General features: G+C 66.0%; 3 protein-coding genes. 1 reads left to right on the top strand and 2 read right to left on the bottom strand.

The genetic code is table 11. The features are described from left to right. Positions 1–228 precede the first annotated feature (228 nt). Positions 229–474: a LysR family transcriptional regulator gene (locus QZ500_RS11295; protein WP_295855260.1), complete on the top strand. Its 246-nt coding sequence runs from the start codon at positions 229–231 to the stop codon at positions 472–474. Between the two features lie 104 nt (positions 475–578). Here the strand turns inward: QZ500_RS11295 and istB are convergent, their stop codons facing one another. Both istB and istA read right to left on the bottom strand, forming a co-directional pair. After that, positions 579–1,307 (bottom strand): IS21-like element helper ATPase IstB, encoded by a 729-nt coding sequence (gene istB / locus QZ500_RS11290; protein WP_295855259.1) that lies wholly within the window; start codon positions 1,305–1,307, stop codon positions 579–581. Then, positions 1,294–2,805: an IS21 family transposase gene (gene istA / locus QZ500_RS11285; RefSeq protein WP_295855257.1), complete on the bottom strand. Its 1,512-nt coding sequence runs from the start codon at positions 2,803–2,805 to the stop codon at positions 1,294–1,296. Before istA ends, istB begins: the two co-directional genes overlap by 14 nt. Between the last annotated feature and the right edge of the window lie 316 nt (positions 2,806–3,121).

Below are 3,121 nucleotides of genomic sequence, written 5' to 3'. Positions count from 1 at the left end.
CCAGCGCATAGGCGGCGCCGCTCACTACCAGGCACAGGCCGGTCCCCGGCAGGAGGGCGAGCAGTCGATCAGACCGCCCGGTGGCTGCAGCAGTGTTGGGTCGAGCGATGGTGGTCACGGTGGATGTTCCTTCCGCCGCATTAGCTAGGCCGCGATCACCGATCATTCCAATGTATCTATATTGTCATTCCGATCGCTAAACGTGATCGATTGTGATAGCAATGCTCAATGACGCTGGAACAGCTTCGTATCTTTGTCGCCGTGGCCGAGCGCGAGCATATGACGGCGGCTGCCCGCGCGCTGAACGTCACTCAATCGGCGGCTTCCGCGGCTATTGCTGCTCTGGAGGAACGGCATGCGATCAAGCTGTTCCACCGTGTCGGGCGCGGCATCTCGCTGACCGAGTGTCAATCGGCGTCCAAAAAGGACCCCCTGTCGGCGTCCAAAAGGGACCCCCTTCGTCGAGCGGCGTAACGGGTACGACGGGCGCGCCGTTCGCGGTGGTTGCGGCGTAGGGCGGGCGTAGCCCGACCGGAGGCGCAACCACCGCGAAGCGTTTTCTGGCAGTACCCCAGGCGTCAGCTTCGATGTTTGAAGCGCCAGCTGTCGTTGCCGGTTTCGACGATGTCGCAGTGGTGGGTAATGCGGTCGAGCAGCGCGGTGGTCATCTTGGGGTCGCCGAAGACGGTGGGCCACTCACCAAAGGCCAGGTTCGTCGTGACGATGACTGAAGTCTGCTCGTAGAGCTTGCTGACGAGGTGGAAGAGCAGCTGACCGCCCGAGCGGGCAAACGGCAGGTAGCCAAGCTCGTCGAGCACCACGAGGTCGAGGCGCGAGAGCTGGGCCGCCAGCGTGCCGGCCTTCCCAAGGCGGGTTTCCTCCTCGAGCCGGTTCACCAGATCAACCGTGTTGAAATAGCGCCCGCGGGCGCCGGCCCGTACCACATTGGCGGTGATGGTGGTGGCGAGGTGCGTCTTGCCGGTGCCCGTCCCACCGACCAGCACGACGTTGCGCCGGCCCGGAAGAAACGAGCCGCTGTACAGCGAGCGTACGAGCCCCTCGTTGATGGGCGTGCCTTCGAAGACGAAGGCGTCGAGGTCCTTCACCGCTGGCAACCTGGCGGCTGACATCCGGTAGCGGACCGACGCTGCATGGCGGTGCGTCGCCTCGGCACGCAGCAGGTCCGTCAGGACTTCCATGGTCGTGCGCTTGCGCTGGAGACCGGTAGTGACCGCCTCGTCGAAGGCGCCAGCCATTCCCTTCAGCCCCAACTCGGCCATGGCCGTCATCATCTCATGCCGCTGCATGGAGGCCTCGCAGGCTGTCATAGCGGTTGCAGTCGGCGCGAGGCGGATGGCGCAGCGCCAGGTCCTCGGGTGTGACAAAGGTCAGCGGTCGCGGCGGTTCTCGCCTGCGGGCCAGGATGTTGACGATGATGTCGTCGCTGGCGGTGCCGGCCAGCAGCGCCTCGCGCACGGCCGCTTCCACCGCCTCCAGTCCGTCATCGAGCACCGCCGCCAGCACTCGCACGAACCGCCGGTCGGCATCGTCGCCAGTGCCGAGCTTGCGCCGCAGGCGTGACAGCGCAGGCGGCAGCTCCCAGCCCTGGAACGGCGCGCCATTGCGCAGGGCGCCCGGCTTGGTCACCAGCACCGGCAGGTAATGCCACGGGTCGTAGATGGTCCGGTCGCGCCCGAAGAACCGGGGGTGGTCGGCGACGACCTGGCCGTCGCAGCGCACGACGATGCGGTCGGCATAGGCACGGACCTGGACGGTACGCCGCACCACCCTGGCGGAGACGGAATAGCGGTTGCGGTCGAAGCTGATGAGGCACGTGCCGCTCACCGCGTGCTCGCTCTCGTGGAAGCCGTCGAAGGGGGCGACAACCGGCTGGAGCACACCGCGCTCGGCAGCCCATGCCTGCGCGACCGTCAGTTCCTTCTGCTCGGGATGCTGGTGCATGTCCGCCCAGCGCCGACACTCGGCCTCCAGCCAGCCGTTCAACTCCTCGATGCTGGCAAAGCGCAGCCGCGGCTGGAAGAAGCGGCCACGCGCGGTCTGCACCTGGTTCTCGACCTGCCCCTTCTCCCAGCCCGACGCCGGCGAGCAGGCCGTCGGCTCGACCATGTAGTGGTTCGCCATCACCAGAAAGCGCCGGTTGAAGACCCGCTCCTTGCCGGTGAACACGCTCGTCACCGCCGTCTTCATGTTGTCGTAGATGCCGCGCGTCGGCACGCCTCCGAAGAAGGCAAACGCCCGCGCATGCGCGTCGAACAGCATCTCCTGTGTTTCGCGGGGATAGGCCCGCACATACATCGCCCGCGACGCGCACAGCCGGATATGCGCGACCTTCACGCGCATCGGCTTGCCCGAGATCTCGACGTCCTCGTGGCTCCAGTCGAACTGGTAAGCCTCGCCCGGTCGGAACAGCAGCGGGATGAACGCCGGCGCATCCATCACATCGCGACGCCGCGCCTGCCGCCAGCGGGCTGCATAGCGGCGCACCGCATCGTATGAGCCATCGAACCCTTCGCGCAGCAGCAGGTCGTGGATACGCGTGAGGCGCAGCTTCTCGCGCCGCGGTCGTGCCTCGTCTTCCTCCAGCAACGCATCCAGTCGCGCTTGAAACGGCCCCAGCTTCGGCAGCGGCTGTACCTCCCGCCGATACCCCATGTCCGCTTCAGGCGCCCGGATCGCCTTACGCACCACCTTGCGCGACAGGTGCAGGTCCCGCGCTATCGCCTTGATGGCCTTCCCCGACGTGTGCTCGCGCCGGATTCTCAACACCGTCTCCAATACCAGCATCCCGATCTCGCCGCCTGACACACCGCCAAGCGAGCAGCCTAGACCACCGGGATGAGGGTCCCTTTTCGACGCCGATCACCCCGCTACCGGGGTCCCTTTTCCACGCCGATCCACAGACAAGATGCTGCGTTTCCGGAAACGAACGGACAGCGAGACGGCGCAAGCGTTCTCGAAATCGATCCCAAACGGGACGGCTGCGGTCGTCCCGCTGGTCGTTCGTTTTCAGGAAAGCGCAGGCCGTTTCGCGGGGAGGGTCACAGACCAGCAGCGTCCATTTTCGGGCCTTCATATTCCCCGTCTTCCCCCGGAAAGCGTA

The sequence above is a fragment of the uncultured Xylophilus sp. genome (genome assembly GCA_913776965.1).
Lineage (GTDB): Bacteria > Pseudomonadota > Gammaproteobacteria > Burkholderiales > Burkholderiaceae_C > Xylophilus.
This window is presented reverse-complemented; position numbering and strand designations above follow the sequence as displayed.

Coding starts and splice junctions, on each gene's coding strand:
- QZ500_RS11295 (WP_295855260.1), top strand. CDS start 229: ATGACGCTGGAACAGCTTCGTATCTTTGTCGCCGTGGCCGAGCGCGAG.
- istB (WP_295855259.1), bottom strand. CDS start 1,307: ATGCAGCGGCATGAGATGATGACGGCCATGGCCGAGTTGGGGCTGAAG.
- istA (WP_295855257.1), bottom strand. CDS start 2,805: ATGCTGGTATTGGAGACGGTGTTGAGAATCCGGCGCGAGCACACGTCG.